Origin of the sequence: Oleidesulfovibrio alaskensis DSM 16109, from assembly GCF_000482745.1 — a bacterium.
Classification (GTDB): Bacteria; Desulfobacterota; Desulfovibrionia; order Desulfovibrionales; family Desulfovibrionaceae; genus Oleidesulfovibrio; species Oleidesulfovibrio alaskensis.
In genome coordinates this window covers 186,362-205,507 of sequence record NZ_AXWQ01000004.1, presented here as the reverse complement: position 1 = coordinate 205,507, position 19,146 = coordinate 186,362, and the positions used below count along the sequence as shown (strand labels likewise).

At 57.4% G+C, this 19,146-nt stretch carries 17 protein-coding genes; 11 read left to right on the top strand and 6 right to left on the bottom strand.

The window, feature by feature from the left end; all coding sequences use genetic code 11:
• Nucleotides 1–110: 110 nt before the first annotated feature.
• The 5 genes from xseA (at nt 111) to dxs (ending at nt 5,857) form a co-directional block, all read left to right on the top strand.
• Entirely contained in the window at nt 111–1,571 is a 1,461-nt protein-coding gene (gene xseA, locus H586_RS0101050) for an exodeoxyribonuclease VII large subunit (protein ID WP_027181169.1), read from the top strand.
• Entirely contained in the window at nt 1,558–2,499 is a 942-nt protein-coding gene (locus tag H586_RS0101045) for a M23 family metallopeptidase (protein WP_027181168.1), read from the top strand. The genes xseA and H586_RS0101045 overlap by 14 nt, the downstream gene beginning before the upstream one ends.
• A gap of 29 nt (nt 2,500–2,528) precedes the next feature.
• Nucleotides 2,529–2,771: an exodeoxyribonuclease VII small subunit gene (locus H586_RS0101040; protein WP_011368094.1), complete on the top strand. Its 243-nt coding sequence runs from the start codon at nt 2,529–2,531 to the stop codon at nt 2,769–2,771.
• 77 nt (nt 2,772–2,848) lie between these two features.
• The gene (locus H586_RS0101035; protein WP_027181167.1) at nt 2,849–3,763 is read left to right on the top strand and encodes a polyprenyl synthetase family protein; all 915 of its coding nucleotides are present in this window, start codon (nt 2,849–2,851) and stop codon (nt 3,761–3,763) included.
• Between the two features lie 177 nt (nt 3,764–3,940).
• On the top strand, nt 3,941–5,857 hold the full coding sequence (gene dxs / locus H586_RS0101030) for a 1-deoxy-D-xylulose-5-phosphate synthase (protein ID WP_027181166.1): 1,917 nt from the start codon (nt 3,941–3,943) through the stop codon (nt 5,855–5,857).
• A gap of 167 nt (nt 5,858–6,024) precedes the next feature.
• Here the strand turns inward: dxs and H586_RS0101025 are convergent, their stop codons facing one another.
• The 4 genes from H586_RS0101025 to dnaE all read right to left on the bottom strand — a co-directional run bounded on the left by H586_RS0101025 (nt 6,025) and on the right by dnaE (nt 11,475).
• The gene (locus H586_RS0101025; RefSeq protein WP_027181165.1) at nt 6,025–6,684 is read right to left on the bottom strand and encodes an NAD(P)H-dependent oxidoreductase; all 660 of its coding nucleotides are present in this window, start codon (nt 6,682–6,684) and stop codon (nt 6,025–6,027) included.
• A gap of 285 nt (nt 6,685–6,969) precedes the next feature.
• Nucleotides 6,970–7,593: a MarC family protein gene (locus H586_RS0101020; RefSeq protein WP_011368090.1), complete on the bottom strand. Its 624-nt coding sequence runs from the start codon at nt 7,591–7,593 to the stop codon at nt 6,970–6,972.
• Entirely contained in the window at nt 7,593–7,985 is a 393-nt protein-coding gene (gene queD, locus H586_RS0101015; protein ID WP_011368089.1) for a 6-carboxytetrahydropterin synthase QueD, read from the bottom strand. The genes H586_RS0101020 and queD overlap by 1 nt, the downstream gene beginning before the upstream one ends.
• Nucleotides 7,978–11,475 (bottom strand): DNA polymerase III subunit alpha, encoded by a 3,498-nt coding sequence (gene dnaE, locus H586_RS0101010; RefSeq protein ID WP_027181164.1) that lies wholly within the window; start codon nt 11,473–11,475, stop codon nt 7,978–7,980. Before dnaE ends, queD begins: the two co-directional genes overlap by 8 nt.
• Nucleotides 11,476–11,734: 259 nt before the next feature.
• On the opposite strand from dnaE, the gene H586_RS17745 reads away from it, so the two are divergent.
• From H586_RS17745 to H586_RS0100990, 4 genes are read left to right on the top strand one after another with little or no spacing between them, the layout of a single operon-like run.
• The gene (locus H586_RS17745) at nt 11,735–12,088 is read left to right on the top strand and encodes a hypothetical protein (protein WP_011368087.1); all 354 of its coding nucleotides are present in this window, start codon (nt 11,735–11,737) and stop codon (nt 12,086–12,088) included.
• 2 nt (nt 12,089–12,090) lie between these two features.
• On the top strand, nt 12,091–12,939 hold the full coding sequence (locus tag H586_RS17740) for an HD domain-containing protein (protein WP_051363808.1): 849 nt from the start codon (nt 12,091–12,093) through the stop codon (nt 12,937–12,939).
• A gap of 57 nt (nt 12,940–12,996) precedes the next feature.
• Nucleotides 12,997–14,154 (top strand): pyridoxal phosphate-dependent aminotransferase, encoded by a 1,158-nt coding sequence (locus H586_RS0100995; protein WP_027181163.1) that lies wholly within the window; start codon nt 12,997–12,999, stop codon nt 14,152–14,154.
• A complete protein-coding gene (locus H586_RS0100990) occupies nt 14,148–14,837 on the top strand; it encodes a class I SAM-dependent methyltransferase (protein ID WP_234702922.1) in 690 nt (229 codons plus the stop codon). Before H586_RS0100995 ends, H586_RS0100990 begins: the two co-directional genes overlap by 7 nt.
• A gap of 3 nt (nt 14,838–14,840) precedes the next feature.
• Here the strand turns inward: H586_RS0100990 and H586_RS17735 are convergent, their stop codons facing one another.
• The gene (locus H586_RS17735) at nt 14,841–15,545 is read right to left on the bottom strand and encodes an HAD family hydrolase (protein WP_081701736.1); all 705 of its coding nucleotides are present in this window, start codon (nt 15,543–15,545) and stop codon (nt 14,841–14,843) included.
• A gap of 69 nt (nt 15,546–15,614) precedes the next feature.
• On the opposite strand from H586_RS17735, the gene H586_RS17730 reads away from it, so the two are divergent.
• On the top strand, nt 15,615–16,766 hold the full coding sequence (locus tag H586_RS17730; protein WP_051363806.1) for a geranylgeranyl reductase family protein: 1,152 nt from the start codon (nt 15,615–15,617) through the stop codon (nt 16,764–16,766).
• A 44-nt stretch (nt 16,767–16,810) separates the two neighbouring features.
• Here H586_RS17730 and H586_RS17725 read toward each other — a convergent pair whose 3' ends face one another.
• On the bottom strand, nt 16,811–17,872 hold the full coding sequence (locus H586_RS17725; RefSeq protein ID WP_162147932.1) for a DUF3179 domain-containing protein: 1,062 nt from the start codon (nt 17,870–17,872) through the stop codon (nt 16,811–16,813).
• 253 nt (nt 17,873–18,125) lie between these two features.
• On the opposite strand from H586_RS17725, the gene galE reads away from it, so the two are divergent.
• The gene (galE, locus tag H586_RS0100970) at nt 18,126–19,109 is read left to right on the top strand and encodes a UDP-glucose 4-epimerase GalE (protein WP_027181161.1); all 984 of its coding nucleotides are present in this window, start codon (nt 18,126–18,128) and stop codon (nt 19,107–19,109) included.
• The last annotated feature ends 37 nt before the right edge of the window (nt 19,110–19,146 follow it).

Here is a 19,146-nt window from a genome sequence, read left to right as displayed (position 1 = left end):
CCTTGCGGGATACGGGCGGTTTTGCATGGCGCTGCAAGGCGCATTTCAACGGGGTCGACCGCGTGCGGACGGTGCCCCGCATGTTTTTAGATATGACCGGATATTAGGGTATGACAAAGATTTTTTCGGTCGGCGAAGTGACCCGCGGTATAAAAAATACGCTGGAGGCGGCGTATCCTTTTCTATGGGTCAGGGGGCAGGTTTCCAACCTGTCGCGTCCGGCATCCGGTCATGTGTATTTTTCTCTCAAAGATGAAGACGCCTCGCTTGCCTGTGTGTGGTTTCGTCATGCGCAGCGCGGTGAAGAGACCTTTGACCCGCTTACCGGCGAGGTTTTTGACGACGGGCCGCGCCCCGGGCTGGCCGCTGTCATGCGCAACGGGCAGGAGATGCTCTGCGCGGGCCGTGTGACGGTATACGGGCCGCGCGGCACATATCAGCTTGTGGTCGAGCTTGCGCAGGATGTGGGGCTGGGCGAACTGCACCTGCGGTTTGAAGAGCTTAAGAAAAAGCTGGCCGGTATGGGCTGGTTTGATGCCGCCCGCAAACGCCCGTTGCCGCGACATCCCCTGCGTGTGGCTGTTGTTACTGCGGCCACAGGCGCTGCCGTGCGTGATTTTGTGCGTATTGCGGCCGACAGGGGCAGCGGCTGTTCCATACGGATTTACCCCGTGCCGGTGCAAGGGGATGATGCCCCGCCCCGTATTGCCGCCGCTCTGGAGCTTGCCGCCGCGCATGACTGGGCGCAGGTTGTGGTGCTTATCCGCGGCGGCGGTTCGCTGGAAGACCTGTGGGCTTTTAATGACGAGCGTGTGGCAAAGGCTGTTTTTGAAAGTCCTTTACCGGTGCTGACAGGTATCGGGCATGAGGTCGACACAGCCATAGCCGACATGGTGGCTGATGTCAGGGCCGCGACACCGTCTCATGCGGCCCAGCTGCTGTGGCCGGAGCGTCAGGAGCTGGTACAGCGGCTTGATGATGCTTCCCAGCTGCTTGACCGCGCATGGGAACTCGGTATGCAGGAACGTGAGAAAAGCGTGAAAGAGTGCGAACGTGCGCTGCACTGGCTTTCTCCGCAGCGGTCGCTGGAACGGCTGGATGAACGTTTTGCCGAAGCCGTGCGGCGGCTGATGGCGGCCGCACAGGCACTGACAGAACGCAAGGAACGCCGGCTGGCAGCAGAGACTGCATCGCTGCGGCATGCCTTTGGCCCTGCGGCGCTGGACACCGGACTGCTTGCCGTGCGTCAGCTTGCGGCAAGGCTTGTGCGTGCCGGTGAATCTTTTGCGGAACGTGCCGCCGTGCGTCTGGAGCGGGAAACGCTGTGGCTGAAAGCTGCGGACCCGCTGCTCCCTCTGGAGCGGGGGTACAGCATCTTGCAGCGTCCCGACGGCGGTTTTGTCCGCAGTGTGGCAGGGCTTGAGGCGGGGGATAACCTGCGGGTGCTGGTGCGTGACGGAGCGGCTGATGTGGCGGTGACGGCTGTGCACGCTGTTTCTGCGGCAGAGGCCGCCGGTATGCCGGCAGGTGGGAAAAAAATCAAAGGAGACCGTTCCGATGATGAGTCATGACCGTTTGTTTTCGCGCAGTGGTGGTGCCCGGCAGGGCAGACCGCAGGCATTTTTCTTTTCCGGCGGGATTGTCTTTCTTTCCGTGCTGGCGCTTTTTCTGCTGTCCGGTGCCCGGACGGCAAGCGGTGCTGTGCGTCTGGAAGCGCCGGAAGTTGTATTTCCCGGTCAGCCTTTTGTTGTCACCCTGATAGCCGATGAACCTGTGGAAAAAGTGACTGTGCAGTGGAACGGCGAGGCCATTGATCTGCCTGTGGAGGTGCGGCAGACCGGAGCCGGTGAAGCCCGCTATGCCGCTGCTCTTCTTGGTGTGGGGCTTTCGCAAAAACCGGGCAGGGTGCCCCTGAGGGTGGACGCGGTGGTGTCCGGTGCCGCGCACAGCAGCCGCCGCGAACTGAAAGTGCGGGATAAGGAATACCCCGTGCAGCGTCTGACGGTAAAAAAACGCTATGTGGACGTTGCCAAGGCAGACCTTGATCGTCATGAAAAAGAGCGGGCAAGAGTAAAGCAGGCTCTTGCATTGCGTACCGGTATGCGGTTCTGGGATTTGCCGTTGCACCGGCCTGTGCCCGGGGGTGTTTCCAGCGTTTTCGGCCTGCGGCGTTTTTTTAATGACCAGCCGCGCAAACCGCATTCCGGCATTGATCTGCGCGGTGCACAGGGCAGCCCCATACAGGCTTGTGCCGAAGGGGTGGTTGTGTTGGCCGAGAATCATTTTTTTGCAGGCAATTCGGTGTACATTGACCACGGCGAAGGAGTGGTCAGCATGTATTTTCATATGTCCAGACTGGACGTTCGCGCAGGCGAACGTGTGAAAAAGGGACAGGTGATAGGTGCCGTAGGCAGCACCGGAAGGGTCACCGGGCCTCATCTGCATTTCGGCCTGAGCCTGCAGGGGGTTTTTGTAGACCCCATGCCTTTGTTCGAGTAAGTGAGCCTGCACGGCAGCGGAGAATAATAATGACCGGAACCGGAACGACGGGTTTTGAAGAACAGCTGGCGCGCCTGCAGGAGATAGTCCGCAGGCTGGAGACCGGCGAACTGCCTCTGGAAGAGGGCGTGGCGCTGTACAAGGAAGGTCTGGAACTGGCTGCGGGGTGCCGCAAACGGTTGCAAACGGCGCGCAATGATATCAAAGTATTCAGCGACGGCGTATTGAAGGACTTTGACATGCCGGAAGATTCTCCGGCGGCGGATGACTGAATCTGTGTGCGCCGGCAGGTTTTTTGCGTTCTGCAGCGGCAGGCGACGGACAGCAACTTTTACACAGGGACGTGAACATGTCTCATGCGGACGAAATGACACCGCAGGCCATGAAGCAGCGGCTTGCGGCGGAAGCGCTGGAAGTGGAAGAGTATCTTGGCGGGTGCCTTAAAGGGCGGGGAATACCCTGTGATCTTCTGAAGGCCATGGATTACAGCCTGCTTGCCGGCGGTAAGCGTCTGCGACCCGTGCTGTGCCTTACCACGGCCGGTCTTTTCGGTCTGGCGCGCGATGCGGTGCTGCCTTTTGCCGCGGCCATCGAGCTTATTCATACATATTCTCTGGTGCACGACGACCTGCCCGCCATGGATGATGACGACCTGCGGCGCGGCATGCCATCGAATCATAAAAAATTCGGCGAGGCCACAGCCATACTGGCCGGTGACGGCCTGCTTACCGAAGCGTTTTGCCTGATGGCATCGGCGGGAGCTGCTGTGGAAGCCTCCAGAGTGCTTTCCGCCCTGTCTGTGGTGGCTGCTGCGGCAGGCGCCGGAGGCATGGTGGGAGGTCAGATGCTGGATATGGAGTACACCGGCCGCGCTGATGTGTCTTTGGACATGCTTCGCGGTATGCACGCCATGAAAACAGGTGCGCTCATCCGCTGTTCGTGTCTTGCCGGAGCCCTGCTTGCAGGCGCACCGCAGGAAGATGCCGAACGGATATCTCGCTATGGAGAAGCCATCGGAGCCGCTTTTCAGATTGTTGATGACATTCTTGATGAAACCGGCGACGAGGCGACACTGGGCAAGCCGGTGGGCAGTGACAGCGGGCAGGGCAAGAACACATACCCGAGCCTGCTGGGGCTTGAGCGCAGCAGAGAGCTGGCGCAGCAGCAGGTGGATGCCGCCGTGGCCTGCCTGTCGGGGTATGAAGGTGAAAATGCGCTTTTCCTCAAGGCACTTGCACAGTACATTGCCGATCGGGCCATGTGATTTTTTTAACAGCGGTGCCCTGTCGTAGCTGAATGCGTACGGCGGCATCTGTTTTTGCGGCATGCGTGGCGCGCATTATCCGTACGGAGTCTGCGGGGGTACGGATGAATGCACACTGCGTGTCACGTTGTGTGCCGGTTTTCAGGCATTGCCGCAGTGATAACGGGACAGAAGGGAATGAGCCAGCCAGGCATGACAATAGATAATGTGCTGGATTCGATTCAGCACCCTACGGATGTGGCTAAACTGGATGCCGACCAACTGCGGCAGCTGGCAGATGAACTGCGCGAACGCATCATCGGCACGGTTTCGCAGAACGGCGGCCATCTGGCGCCTTCGCTCGGAGTGGTGGAGCTGACGCTGGCGCTGCTGTCGGTTTTCAATCCCGACAAGGACAAATTTGTCTGGGATGTGGGGCATCAGGCCTATGCATGGAAGCTGCTGACGGGCAGGCGCGATGAATTTTCCACGCTGCGGCAGTATCAGGGGATCAGCGGTTTTCCCAAAATGGCGGAAAGTCCCTACGATCATTTCGGGGTGGGGCATTCTTCCACGTCCATATCGGCTGCGGCGGGCATGGCCATGGCCCGCGATCTGGCCGGAGATGACAACGATGTCATAGCCATCATCGGTGACGGTTCCATGACCGCGGGGCTGGCTTTTGAAGGACTTAATCAGGCGGGGCATCAGGGGCGGCGGCTTCTGGTCATCCTGAATGATAATGAAATGTCCATATCAAAGAATGTCGGCGCGTTATCTCTTTTTCTCAGCCGTAATCTTTCTTCGCGCTGGGTGCGCCGCATGAAGCGCGATGTGGAAACCTGGCTTAAGTCGGTACCGGGTATAGGTGAAGAAATGCTCAACTATGCCAAGCGCAGCGAGCACAGCCTGAAAAGCTTTTTTACGCCCGGTATGTTGTTTGAAGCCTTCCGGTTCAACTATGTGGGACCGGTGGACGGCCATGATGTGCGCAATCTTGCCAAGGTGATGCAGATGGCGCGGGCTCTGGATGAGCCGGTGCTGCTGCATGTGCTGACCAAAAAAGGCAAAGGTTATGAACCGGCTGAAAGCAACCCCACCTATTTTCACGGGGTGGGCCGGTTTGAACTGGAAACCGGTGCCGCGTGTAAATTTGTGGATTCGGATTCACTGCCTTCGTATACCGAAGTGTTCGGCAGCACATTGTGCAGTCTGGCGGAAAAAGACGAGCGTGTGATTGCCATTACCGCCGCCATGCCCGAAGGCACAGGAGTGGGCGAATTCAGCCGACGTTTTCCTGACAGGTTTGTGGATGTGGGCATCTGCGAGCAGCATGCCGTCACGTTTGCAGCCGGTCTTGCTGCGCAGGGATTCCGGCCCGTGGTGGCCATTTATTCCACTTTTCTCCAGCGGTCGTATGACCAGATTGTGCATGATGTGTGTCTGCAGAAGCTGCCTGTGACGTTCTGTCTGGACAGAGGCGGGCTGGTAGGTGAAGACGGTCCGACACACCATGGTGCTTTTGACCTGAGTTATTTGCGGCATATTCCCAATCTGACCATCATTGCCCCCAAGGACGAGGCCGAATTGCAGCAGGCCATGAAGACGGCTCTGGCCGGTGAAGGACCTGTGGCCATACGCTATCCCCGCGGCATCGGTGTGGGAGCCTGTCTTTCCGCCGACCCCGGAGTGCTGGAACACGGCAGGGGAGAGCTGCTCAAAAAGGGAGCGGATGTTGCTGTCATCGCAGTGGGCAGCAGGGTGCATCCCGCGCTGGCGGTGGCCGAAGAAATAGAGCGCTCCACCGGCAAGGCTGTTTCTGTTTTCAACGCGCGTTTTGTGAAGCCTCTTGACGCGGAGCAGCTTGTGGCACTGGCCCGCAGCCATGACAGCCTGCTGCTGCTTGAAGAGAATACAACAACCGGCGGTTTTTCCTCCGGTGTGCTGGAGCTGCTGGCCGATCACGACTGTCTTGCCGGCGTGCACGTGCGCCGGTTGGGGTTGCCGGATGATTTTGTGACGCACGGTACTCAGAAACAGCTTCGTAAGCTCACCGGCATAGACCGCGCGGCCATCCGCCGGACCCTGCTGGAAATGCTCGGGCTTCAGGAGTGAGCTGTTTGCCAGCTACGTAAAAAAGTCCCGCCGGATGACGGCGGGACTTTTGCGTTATATGGTGTGCGTCTTTGCGGGCATGCGGATTACGGTGCAGGACAGCCGCATGCGGTACCGGAGCGGCAGAGGTTCCCTGCCCCGTCATTGTCCGCTGTCTTTGCGGCAGATTAATCGTACCAGCGTACCACGTTTTCCATGCTGTGGCGGGCTTTGGGCCGCGGGGGGCGCACTCTGTAGCCAAAGGCACACATGCAGGCAACACCGAACTGATCCGTATCCACCTGAAGGTGCTGCTTCACGGCGGCGTTCAGGTCCGCTTCAACAAAGCCTTCCAGTGCGCAGCTGTCGATTTCCATCATGGCTGCCGCTGTCATCATGTTGGCCAGCGCTATGTACGCCTGCCTGCACGACCATTCAAAAAGCCGCATCTCGTTATCTATCATGCCGAAATCGCTGCGCAGGAAGTTGCCGTAATAGTCCGTTTTCAGGGCTATGATGTCGTCGGGCAGTTGCAGCACCTCACGCATGGAAGACTGTATATAATCGCTTTCCGGCAGCAGACTCGGGCGTTTGTGGGCCAGATAGACAACCAGATGGCTGCAGTTGGGAATCTGCTTTTTGCCGCCCCATGTGTGCCGGTGCAGCTCGGCGCGCAGGGCGGGGTTCTGCACTATCAGAAACTTCCACGGTTCAAAGCCGAAGGAACTGGGCGCGAGTCTGCCTGCTTCCAGAATGGTCAGAAACTGGTCTTCGGGAATTTTTCTGTCGGGATCGAAATCCTTGCTGGCATGCCGGAACAGGAAAGGGGTAAGGACTGTCTCATTCATGGCGTTCTCCGTATCTGCTTGCTGTTGGGCCAGACTGTTACTCTAGCCACAGGTCGCGTCTTGTAAAGGCATATCTGTAAAAACAGAATGCATTGCCGCCGGTCGCGGAATGGTCACGGGTGCTCCGCGTATCCTGCGGGCTGATCCTCCGGTTCCGGAGAGTACCGGATTGCAGGGGGGCAGACACTTGCGTTACAGGGGGGGACACATGGGCCGCAGCGGAAGATGTCTGCTCCGGTACTGTGCAAAAAAAAGCCCCGCCGGAGCGGGGCTGCAGGACTGATGTCAGAGCGCACTCTGCAGGCTCTGGACAAAGAGCATCAGGCCGTTTTCCAGCATCTGCACCGCCAGAAGCACCAGTATAAGCCCCATAAGCCGCTCGGCTGCGCGCATGCCGCGCTTTCCCAGCACGCGGGTCATTTCGGGGGTGAACAGCATGATAACCGCGGTACCCAGCCATGCGCTGAGAATGCCCAGCAGCACTGCCGGAGAACCGGGAAACGGCGCTTCGGCACGGTGAGCATACAGCATGACAGCCGCCAGCAGCGATGGTCCGGCAATAAGCGGTACCGCAATGGGAACGATGAAGGGATCCTGCGTTTTTTCGGTATACCCTTCATCCCGCGGAAAAATCATCTTGATGGATATCATGAAGAGGATGATGCCGCCCGCCAGCCGCAGGGTGGACGGATGGATATCCAGCATGGCGAGCATGGCGTCGCCCACGTAATAGAACAGGAAAATGATTCCGAGAGCGATGCACAGCTCGCGCAGCAGGATAGCCCGCATGGCGCGGGGTGTTGTACCTTTCAGCATGCCGATGCACACTGCGGCGTTGCCCAGCGGGTCCATAATCAGAAACAGCGGCAGGGCTATCTCGAAAACACTGCGGAAAGACAGGTCTGCCATTATTCGTCCACTTCCATATAGGTAGCCGATTGCGCCTGCTTTTCCGACACGGTCACACTGTGCATGCGTACCCCGTGCGGTTGTACGAGGGGGGCCATATGCCGGTAAATGTGCCTTGCCAGATTTTCCGACGAAGGATTGCAGGTGTCAAAGGGGGGTGTTTCGTTAAGCACGCAGTGGTCAAGACCGTCAAGTACCTGTTTCAGTGCGTTTTTCAGTACTTTAAAATCCACCAGCAGCTCTGTGTCAGGCGTGAGGATTCCCCCTTCCACTGTGGCTTCAACGCCGAAGTTATGGCCGTGCAGTGCTTCGCACTTGCCGCAATAGTTGCGCAGCGAATGGGCCGCCGCAAAGTCGGAACGCACGGTAAGGCGCCATATTCCCTTAGGCATGAGTAGTTTTTCCTTTCATTTTCCACTGATTGAAGTCGTTATCAAACACGGGGCCGGGCTGGATGGAGTATTCCGGCCCCAGCTGCAGCAGGCACCAGCTGTCTTCTATGACCAGCTGCACGTTGACGGGAATGGTCCCTTTGTTTTTGCGCAGCAGTGCTTTCAGGCTGTCCAGATCAGACGAGTGCAGCTGATGAAGCCCCAGCTCTATGGTCACAGGCTCTTCACTTTCGTGGCAGGCTTTTGCCAGCGGAATGACCGCTTCGCCTATCACTTTTATCTCTTTAAGAATTTCTTCTTCATCATCTTGTTTTGCGGGCTGCTCGTCATCTTTTTTATCACTGATTTTCGCTTCAAGCAGCAGCGGCTGGTCAGATTGGAGCATCTCACGGCATTCTGCATAAGCTTCGGGAAAAAAGATGCATTCACCGGAGGCGGTAAGGTCTTCCACCTGACAAAAAGCCATCCGGTGACCTTTCTTGGTCAGAATTTCCTTGATGGAAGTGACCAGCACCGCTGATTTGAAACTCTGTTCAGGTCCCATCTCGCGGCAGTCTTCAAGCGGGGTAAGCCTGAGCCGGAAAATTTCTTTCCGGTAGGGCTGTAAGGGGTGGCTGCTGAGATAAAAGCCCAGAGCTTCCTTTTCCTTCCGCAGTTTTTCTTCGTCGTCCCATTCCTCCATGCTTTGTTCCGGGCAGTCAAAACCCAGTCCGGGGCAGGTCTGCGGTTCCTGCTCCATGACAGAAAACATGGAAATCTGGTTGGAGGCTTTTTCTTTGGCTTTTTTCTGTGCGCGGGCCACCACGGTATCAAGTCCGGCCACCATGCCCTGACGGGTGCACCCCAGGCAGTCGCAGGCACCGCTTTTAATCAGGTTTTCAAGCACCCGTTTGGTGACTTTGCGCAGATTCACACGCATGCACAGGTCCAGCATGGACTGAAAAGGACCGTCTTCTTCGCGGGCTTTCACTATCTCGCGGATAGCTTCGTCTCCCACGTTTTTGATGCCGCCCAGTCCGTATGTCACCTTGCCGTCCAGCACGCTGAATTCGCGGCGCGAAATCTGCACGTTAGGAGCCAGAACCTCAACCCCCATATCCTTGCAGCAGGCCACATATTTGAGCACCTTTTCCTGATTGTTCATTTCCGACGTCATCAGCGCGGCCATGAATTCCACAGGGTAGTGCACCTTCAGATAGGCGGTGTAATAGGATATGAGCGCATATGCCGCGGAGTGCGACTTGTTGAAGCCGTACTCCGCAAACTTTTCCATCAAGTCAAATATCTCGGTCGCTTTTGCCTCGGGAACGTTGTTTTCTTTAGCGCCTTTCGTAAACTTGATGCGCTCTTCGGCCATGGCCTCGGCATTCTTTTTGCCCATGGCGCGGCGCAGCAGGTCAGCGCCGCCCAGCGTGTAGTTTGCCACAATCTGGGCAATCTGCATGACCTGTTCCTGATAGACAATGACACCGTATGTGTCGCGCAGGCAGTCTTTCAGGCTTTCCAGCGGATAGGTGACCGCCACTTCTCCGTGTTTACGCTTGATGAATTCATCCACCATGCCGGACCCCAGCGGACCGGGACGGTACAGGGCCAGCATGGCGATGACGTCGTCAAAGCAGGAGGGGCGCAGCATGCGCAGGTACTGGCGCATGCCGGAACTTTCCACCTGAAAGACGCCGTCGGTTTCACCGCGGGAGTAAAGTTCGTATGTTTCCTTGTCTTCCAGAGACATGGTGTCGAGGTCGGGCGGAGTAAGGCCCTGCATGGCAATGAGGTCCAGCGCATCCTGTACCAGCGTCATGGTGCGCAGACCCAGAAAGTCGAATTTGACCAGACCGACTTTTTCGACAATTTTCATATCGAACTGGGTGACAATACCGCCTTTTTTATCTCGATACAGCGGCAGATACTCGAACATGGGCTTGTCTGAAATGACCACGCCGGCGGCATGGGTGGACGCATGACGCGAAAGTCCTTCAAGCCGCATGGAAATATCGAGCAGTTTGCGTATCTGCGGGTCGTTGGTGTAAAGCGTTTTAAGGTCCGGCTCCATGTCCAGAGCTTTTTTAATCGTCATTTTCAGGTCTTCGGGAATCAGCTTGGCTATTCTGTCCCCGTCCTGAAAAGACAGCCCCAGTGCCCGCGCAACGTCGCGCACTACCGCCTTTGCCTTCATTTTTCCAAAGGTGGTTATCTGGGCAACTGAATCTTCGCCGTACTTTCTGCCTACATACTGTATGACCTCGCCGCGCCTGCGTTCGCAGAAGTCCACGTCGATATCAGGCATGGACACACGCTCGTTGTTCAGAAAGCGTTCAAACAGCAGGTTGTAGGGAATGGGGTCAAGGTTTGTTATCTTGAGCGCCCATGCCACGATGGATCCGGCAGCGGAGCCACGGCCCGGACCCACAGGGATTTTGTTGTCTTTTGCCCAGTTGATGAAGTCCTGCACGATGAGGAAATAACCGGGAAAACCCATGCTGCAAATGACTTCAAGCTCTTTTTCCAGACGTTGCCAGTAGGCGGGTTCGTCTATCTGGTCGCGGTAGGGCAGAATCTCCAGACGTTTCTGCAGCCCCTCGTGCGAAAGCTTGCGGAATTCGTCTTCAAGCGTCATGCCTTCCGGCAGTTCGTAGTTGGGGAAATAATAGTTCCCGAGGTCCAGCGTGACATCAATCTGTCCGGCAATTTTGACGGTGTTTTCTATGGCTTCCGGAACATGGGCAAAGGCGGCTGCCATTTCGTCCGGCGACTTGTAATACAGTTCCGTAGTCTCAAAGCGCATGCGGCGCTCGTCGGTGACTTTGGCGCCGGTCTGGATGCACAGCAGGGTATCGTGCGCTTCAACGTCGGTTTTTTCCAGATAATGGCAGTCGTTGGTTGCCACCAGCGGCAGACCGGTTATACCGGCAAGCTCTATCAGCTTGTCATTCAGCTCGTCCTGTTCCTTCAGGCCGTTTGACTGAACCTCCAGATAAAACCTGTCGGGGTATATTTCGGCATATTCGCGGGCCAGTTCAATGGCGCGGTCCATGCCTTCGTTCAGCAGCGCCCGCGGAATTTCGCCTGCAAGGCAGGCGGAAAGAGCTATGATGCCTTCACTGTACTGCCTCAGCAGGTCTTTGCTGACACGGGGCTTGTAGTGAAAGCCTTCTGTAAAGCCGCGCGTGACCAGTTTTGCCAGATTATGATACCCTGTTCTGTTCTGTGCCAGAAGGACAAGGTGGTAGCGTTTTTTGGCCATATCGCCTGTTTTGTCGGTATGGTCGCCGTGGGCGACATATACCTCGCAGCCAATGATGGGCTTCAGGCCCATTTTCTGGGCCATCTGATAAAAATATACGGCTCCGTACATGTTGCCGTGGTCGGTAATGGCCACGGCAGGCATGTCGAATTCTTTGGCTTTTTCGCAAAGATCTTTCAGGCGGATGGCGCCGTCGAGCAGGCTGTATTCCGTATGACAATGAAGATGGACAAATTGTGGCATGCTGCTGATGGGTTGGGTGTTTCGGATGATTAAACAATGAAGATAACAGAAAAAAAACTTGCACTCAATTGCCTAAAATGTAAATGGAAACAGAGGGTTGTCGCAATTGTGGCCCGCCAAAGCCGTTCTGGCGGCGCGGCGGCCCTTTGTGGGCGGGTTGCATCGGGCGGCGCGGCGTCATACATCCATGCCCAAGGCGGAACGCCTACCGCGCAACCGGCCGTAAGCGGCTGCAACACTATGGCGCAAGGGGTGCAGTATGAATAACATTATGCGGCTGATGCAGGTTTTACCGGTTTCTCTGGCTGCTGTATGTCTTTCTGCGGCCGGCAGTTTTGCCGCGCAGGAGGCGGCGCAGCAGGCACCGGACGGCTGGAAGATGCAGCTGGCTGTTTTTTTGAATACCAAATGGGGACAATATGCCATGATCGCGGTCTTTTTTCTGCTGATCATCGGCTACCTGCGTTTTCTGTTTGGTCCCGGCGGAATCCTGCGGGAAAAAAAGTGGGACGAGTGGAACGAGCAGGCCCGTAAAGAACGGGAAAAAGCACAGAAAGACGGTTCCGGTACACGCAGACGCCCGGACGGCCTTTTTTATCGCGGAAGGGACTGAACATGGCCGGGTGTCCTGTCTTTGCACATGCGGGTGCCGTGCAGGCCGCTGCCGGAAACGACATCGACGCGCACCGCCGCTGGTTTGCACAATATGCCGACTGGCATCTTCAGGCCTGCAGCGGTGACGACGAGCCTTTGCGCCTGAAAACAGGTCATACATGGCGGGTGCTGGAAAATGCAGCAGCCATGGTACGCGTCGCGGCAGCTGAAAAAGACAGTCCTTTTTACCGGCGGGAAGAGCTGCAGCGCGCTGCTCTTCTGGCGGCTTTGTACCACGATACCGGAAGGTTTCCGCAGTATATGCGCTGGGGAACGTTCAATGACAGAACTTCGGCAAACCACGGCCTGCTGGGGTGCCGTACCTTGCGTTCTCTCGGCGTTCTGGGGGCGGAAAAGACTGGTGTACGGCGGCTGGCGCTGGGAGCCGTGGTTCTGCACAACAGAAGATCTCTGCCCCGGGGCATACCTGAGGAACTGCGCAGTGTGACAGATGTGGTCAGAGATGCCGACAAAATAGATATCATGGGTGTGATCGCCTGTTATCTTCGTCCGGACGGGCCGCGTAATGACGTGGTCACCCTTGACCTGCAGGATTGTCCGGCCTGCTGGAGCCGGTCTGTGGCCGCTGCCGTGCAGGCCGGAGAACAGGTGGGCTATGAAGATATGTGCTACCTGAACGACTTCATTCTGCTGCTGTGCAGCTGGGTTTACGGTTTTCGCAACAGGGCTGCGCTGCGTCTGGTGAAAGAGCAGGGAGTGATGGCTGCTCTGGTCCGCCAGCTGCCGGAAGACGGGACGGGGGTGCTTGACGACATCAGGGCCGGAGTGCTTGCGGCTGTTGCCGTATAATGGAAAAACGAAGCACATGTGCGGAATGTCCGCCATGACGCAGAACGGAGAAAGTGCATGAAGGAAACCGGCAGAACGGCGGGTATAAAGCCTTTTTATGCAATGGATGTGCTTGAGCGGGCTCAGGAGCTGGAAAGGCAGGGCGCCGATGTTATCCACCTTGCTCTGGGCGAGCCGGATTTTGATGTGCCGGAACCGGTCAGGCAGGCGCTGGTGCAGGCTGTGGAGAGCGGACACACCCACTACACGGGCAGCATGGGCATGCTTGAGTTGCGACAGGCCATCGCAAAGGACTATCGCCGCCGGTATGGTGTTGATGTTTCTCCAGAACGCATTGCCGTGACCAGCGGCACATCTCCTGCCATGTTTATGCTGTTCGGTGCCTTATTGCAGCAGGGCGACGAGGTCATCATTTCCGACCCTCATTACGCCTGCTACCCCAGCTTTATCAGTTTTGCAGGCGGGGTACCGGTAAAAGTCCGCGTTTATGAGGAAGACGGCTTTCAGTACCGTGTGGATGCCATCAAGGCCAAACTGACCGGGCGTACCAGAGCCATTTTCATCAATTCCCCTTCCAATCCGACAGGTAACCAGTTGCCGGCAGACAGGATGCGCCGCATTGCCTCTCTGGGAATTCCCGTCATCAGCGATGAGATTTATCACGGGCTGGAATATGGTGAAAAAGAGCACACGATTCTTGAATTCACAGATAACGCTTTCGTGTTCAACGGTTTTTCAAAGCTGTATGCCATGACCGGACTCCGTCTGGGGTATGTTATTGCTCCGGATGCATGGGTTCCGGTGCTGCGCAAGCTGTGCCAGAATTTTTTCATCTCTCCCAACTCCGTCTCGCAGCATGCGGGTATTGCGGCTTTGACACAATGTGATGCCGATGTGGCCCGTATGCGCATTATTTACGACGAGCGCCGCAAATTTATGATCCGCCGTCTGCGCGAGATGGGGTTCGGCATCACCGTGGAGCCCACAGGAGCATTCTATGTGCTTGCCAATGCCCGTTTTCTTTCAGCGGATTCCTATGCTCTGGCATTTGAAATACTGGAGCAGGCACACGTGGGTGTGACGCCGGGCATTGACTTCGGCGAAGGGGCCGAGGGGTACCTGCGTTTTTCCTATGCCAGCTCTCTGGAAAAGATTCATGAGGCCATGAACCGGCTGGAGCAGTTTGTACGCAGCAGAACCGGCTGCGCGTGCTGACGGCTATGGGCGGCGCAGACGATCCTTATGCCCGTATGGCGCGGCATTATGACAGGGTGCTGAACCCTGTGCTTGATCCGGTGCGCCGCCGGATAGCCTGTGTGCTGGAGCGGCTGTCATGCCGCCGTGTGCTGGATGTGTGCTGCGGCACGGCGCGGCAGGCTGTTTTTCTGCCGCATGGTGTGCATGACTACACCGGTGTTGATATTTCCGGTGCCATGCTGGAACAGGGCATGAGGGCGTTATGCAAAGCCGGTATCAGGAACGGCCCCTGCCGCGGAGCTGCGGGCAAAGGTGAAGACCGCGGAGCCGCGGTAACGCTGCTGCGGGCCGACGGTATCCTTCAGCCGTTTGCTGACAATACGTTTGACGCAGCAGTCATTGCCTTTGCCCTGCACGAAAAGCCGCCGGCAGAGGCTGCGGCGGTGCTGGCCGAAAGTGTGCGGGTTGCGCGGCAGCTGATTGTTGCCGAATATACTATGCCGGAGCGTGTGCTGGAAGTTCCCGGTGCGCTGCTTATGCATTTGCCGGAACGTATGGCAGGGCGCATGCATTACCGTTTCTTCCGCAGCTTCATGCAGGCCGGAGGCATGCAGGGGCTGGCCCACCGGCAGGGCCTGAGGGAGCTGGAACGCCATCGCCTTTTTTACGGCGGTGCGGCGGTGACGGTATATTCCGCGTAGCACTCAGGGGCGGTCTTTCCGGGGCTGCTGTTTTGCCGCGGCAAGGGCAGGCCCGATGCTTTGCATAAGTTCTTGCAGACTGTCCGCTATGTAGTCCGCACCGGCCTGCTGCAGGGTTTCATGATTTCCTTCGCCGGTGGTCACTCCGGCTGTGACGGCTCCGGCCTGTTTTCCCATCAGAATATCCATGGGGTGATCACCCACCATAAGAGCATTGTGCGCCGGACAGCCGCAGACCGCAAGAGCCTGCGTCAGATGGCGGGGGTCCGGTTTGACTGCGGTCACGTCGTCACGGGTGAAAACACCCGTGCACAGCGAGTATGCTTCCGGCAGCATGGCCAGCACTCCGGCGCGGCAGTTTCGGGTGACGATATATGTGGAAATGCCTGCGGATTTCAGCTGTTGCAGCATATGCACAGCTCCGGAAAACATCTGCCCTCTGCGTGCGGCAGCCACTTCTATTTCTTCTATGGTTTTCAGCGTGGCCTGCTTGAGCAGGGCCGCCTGTGGTGCTGATATTTCTGCCAGTTCGTTTTCTGCAGTTTCCAGCCATTCCAGTATATACATACCGCTGTCAGAAGGCGGCTGTATGAAGCGGCTGACCGTTGCGTGCAGTGCGGCCCTCATCTCGGTGAAGTCTATTCTTGAGTCTGCAAGCGTTCCGTCAAAATCGAACGCGATCGCTTGCAAAGCGTGCCGTGATAACATAGTCTTTCCTATCCTCTTGAAACTGCTCGTGCTTTATGCTCCGGCGCATTGATGTTACGGGAGCCTTGTGTGTCTGGCAATGGTCTTTTCAGGTACGATGCCGTCGTAGTGGGCGGCGGGCCGTGCGGGGCCTCTGCTGCTTTTACTCTGGCCCGTAACGGTTACACCGTCATGGTTATCGATGCCGGAAAATTTCCGCGCTTCAAACTGTGCGGCGGGCTGCTGACCGGCAAAAGCACGGCGTTTCTGCGCGACTGTTTCGGCATGGACGCATCATGTCTTGCACGCGCGGGCGCGCTTGAAGGCTGTGAAAACTCCTACCATATTTATGCGGGCGGCAGAAGGATTGTTGCAGGAAGCAACGGAAGTCCGTTTTATTTTGTGCGCCGCGACCGTTTTGACTCCCGTCTGTTGAAGAGTGCTGCCGCTGCGGGGGCTGTTGTGCGCGAGGGTACAAAAGTCGTGCATGCGGACTGCCGCACGGGAAAAGTGCATTGCCACGACGGCAGCAGTGTTTGCGCCGAATTTATCATAGCTGCCGACGGCGTGCACAGTACCGTGCGCAAAGCTGTCTGCGGCGGGTTGCGGCATTCTGTCCGTCAGGCTGTGGCTGTGGAGGTCGCCGTGCCCCGCCGGCATATGCCGCAAGAAGTGCAGCTTCCCTCCGTGCATCTGGGGCTGCTGCAAAGAGGCTACGGCTGGTTGTTTCCCAACAGGCGAAATATTGTGGCCGGAGTGGGTGGGCTGCTGTGCCGTGGTGAACATCCGGCACGTGTTTTGCGCACATGGCTGTGCGGCTGCGGCGTGCAGGCGGGGCATATACCGCAGCCGCGCGGATATACGCTGCCGTTCGGCGGGCATCTGCGGCGCCCTTTTTCAGGCAGGGTTCTGCTGGCGGGTGATGCCGCAGGCTTTGCCGATGCCGTTTTCGGAGAGGGGATTTACTACGCCATGCTGTCGGGCAGTCTTGCGGCGCAGGCGGTCATGCAGGCACTGCCGGTGCGTGCCGCAGGCAGCGTGTTGCATGAGGAACATGGTGCCGGCACGTTTTATATGCAGTTGCTGAAAAGAAACCTATTCCGGACTCTGGGCCAGGCTGCCGTACTGCACCGCTTTTTGTACCGCTCCCCTGACGGGCCGGACAGGGCCGCAGTCAGGCTGTTTCTGCGGTGCGCACACCGCCTGCTGGTCAGCAGGCTTCACTCGGTACCGGACCGCTGACGCACGTATTTCACGGCCGCTGCAGCAGTAGGGCGGTACCGCAGCTACCAGCTGTTTTCGGCCGGCGGAATGACCGTTGTTTCCGGATAATATGCCGCCCAGGCGAACCACATTACTTCCACTGCAGGCACCCGTGTAAGCTGATAGCCCCGCAGTACGCCGAACTCGCAGGTTCCTTCCGGTGTCCATTCGGAATTGGTTTCAGAATCTGCCATGGTGCGGTCGCGCATGAACAACGAGACCGTCTTGCCGTTCACCACGCGGGAAAAAATCCGTACCGCGTCCAGCTGCCTGTCGTATACCGCCGCCAGCGGTTCGGTTCCCATGGTGAAGTTGATGACTCCCTGCGCCTTTACCTGCGATTTGTGCACCGCTGTCTGCAGGTTGTCGCGGGTCAGCCCCAGCATGGGTTCTTTGGCATTGAACCGGGCATCGGCATGCATGACAGGAAAGGTTACCGTATTGTTCTGGTAATAGCTGTTGCCGGAGCGATACGAACCGTAGGGGTCTTTGCCGTACGAGCGTCTGTAGCCTGTTGCCCGCGAAAGAACCAGTGCCCCGGGCCAGCGTCCGGCCGCTTTTTCCCACGTTGTCCACAACACGGGCAGGCGCTCCAGCGTGGTGCCTTCCAGCGGACCTTCGATGGCGGTGCCTGTTATCTGCGGCCACAGGCTGCCGGTGGCTCTGTCATAAAGCACCGTGTTGGCGTTCAGCAGCTTGCCGGTAACGCCGAAAGATGTATCAAAGCGGCCTGCACGTGCGCTGTAGCCCGCCACCGCTCCGGTAAGAGGGCTGTATGTGATGAGCACGGGTGCACCGTCGGGTGTGGTCTCGTTGACGGCTTCGTGCCAGACCATGATGTATTGCGGGTAGATGCGTACGCCCTGCGGCAGGTGTATGACGAATACAGGTTCTCCGCGTTCCAGACTGAGTGACGCATTGGGAACGGTCACATATTCCGGATTCATCAGGGCGGGGATATTATCGTATTTCACGCCGGTATCTATGACGGCATCGGCCATTGCCTTCAGGTCGGCACCGGCCGCGCGGCATACAGGCGGATACACCGCCATGACGGCTGCCAGCAGCCACAGACAAAAATGCATCAGATTCTTTTTTCTCATGGTACCGGATGGCTGTGTGGTTGAAAGACCTTGCTTAACGGGTTAGTTTTCATCTTCCGGATTCCGAATTTGCAGAAATGCAAGCATACGGAATAGAAGCCGCCGAAGCAATGCATGCGGTTCGCGTCTGATATCGGCAGGTGATGGCGGAAGCGGGGATACGTACTGTCTGCAGGGGCATTACATCACGCGGCGATTTTATTGACAGATACTAATGACAGGGAGACACGAAGCTATGCAGCCTCAGAAGGTGCTTGTATGCGGCGGGGCCGGGTATATCGGTTCACATATGGTCAGGGCGCTTATGCGTGCCGGACACCTGCCTGTTGTTTTTGACAATCTTTCCACAGGACATCTTGAATCCATCGGGCAGGCGGAATTTGTGCGCGGCGACCTTTTGGATATGCAGGCCCTGCGGCGCGTGTTCGGTGAATACTGCTTTGATGCGGTTATGCATTTTTCTGCCAAAAGTCTGGTGGGCGAATCGGTTGTTCATCCCGCCCTGTATTATACCAATAATGTGACGGGCACCTGCAATCTGCTGGAAGCCATGCGCGAAAGCGGCGTTGGGCGGCTGGTGTTTTCCAGTACGGCGGCCGTGTACGGCGATCCGCAGGCACCTGTCATTGCAGAAGATCATCCATGCTTGCCGGTAAACCCCTACGGGCGGTCCAAGCTCATGGTGGAAACCATGCTTGTCGACCATGCGACCGCGTATGGCCTGCGTTCTGTCTCTCTGCGGTACTTCAATGCGGCGGGAGCTGACGAGGACGGCGGCATAGGTGAGGCGCATTCGCCCGAAACCCATCTGCTGCCCAACGTACTGCTGGCGGCATTGGGCAGAAACGACGGCCTGAAGATATTCGGCGATGATTATACGACGCCGGACGGGACGTGCGTACGCGACTACATCCATGTGACGGACCTGTGCAGCGCGCATCTGGCGGCGCTGGAGTATATGACCCTTCATGCCGGTGCCGCAGTGTTCAATCTGGGTAACGGCAACGGTTTTTCCGTGCGCGAAATTCTGGACGCCGCCTGCCGTGTGACAGGTGTTGATATTCCCTTTACCGTGGAAGGACGCAGGGCTGGCGATCCTCCCATGCTGGTGGCCGATGCTGCACGTGCCCGTACCGCGCTGGGATGGACTCCTGTTTATACGGATATAGACCGGATCATTGAAACCGCATGGCGCTGGCACAGCGACCAGCGTTATTGATTCTGGCTTAAGCGCAATGACGTAACGCCCTGCGATC